Origin of the sequence: Shewanella hafniensis (assembly GCF_019655335.1) — a bacterium.
Taxonomy (GTDB): Bacteria; Pseudomonadota; Gammaproteobacteria; order Enterobacterales; family Shewanellaceae; genus Shewanella; species Shewanella hafniensis.
This window is the reverse complement of sequence record NZ_BPFD01000228.1, coordinates 1-468: the sequence shown is the minus strand read 5'-3', so window position 1 is coordinate 468 and position 468 is coordinate 1. Positions and strand designations below refer to the sequence as shown.

Genomic DNA, 468 nt, shown 5'->3' with positions numbered 1-468 from the left:
TAAGGGTTTACCATGACACAGGTATGGCTAAAGTTATCCAGTTGCGCCTTGACCGCGGCGACAACTTTGGGATGGCTATGACCTGTGTTACAGACGGCAATCCCGGTACCAAAATCGATAAAACGGTTTCCTTCAACGTCCCATAGCTCAGCATTTTTCGCCCGCTCAACATAAACGGGATAGGCGTTGCCTTGGCCCCTTGCTATGGCGTTCACTTTACGAGCCTGTAAATTCGCGTTGTTCATCTACTTATCCTTTACTCAACTAAAGTCGTTGTTATTTATCTAACCCACCAAGACACAAATACTTAATCTCTAAGTAGTCATCTAGCCCATATTTAGAACCTTCGCGGCCATTACCCGACTGCTTCACCCCGCCAAAAGGTGCCGCCGCATTAGAGATGATCCCCTCATTGACCCCGACCATGCCAAACTCAAGCCCCTCTCCGACGCGGAAGATACGACCAAT

2 protein-coding genes are annotated in these 468 nt (G+C 48.5%); both read right to left on the bottom strand.

Going from position 1 to position 468, the window contains the following annotated elements:
• Positions 1–245, bottom strand: a 245-nt coding sequence (locus tag K5Q99_RS22030; protein WP_220778146.1) for an aminotransferase class III-fold pyridoxal phosphate-dependent enzyme, incomplete at its 3' end; no start/stop codon positions are given.
• A 31-nt stretch (positions 246–276) separates the two neighbouring features.
• A partial coding sequence (locus K5Q99_RS22025) for an aldehyde dehydrogenase family protein (protein WP_220778145.1) occupies positions 277–468 on the bottom strand: 192 nt, incomplete at its 5' end.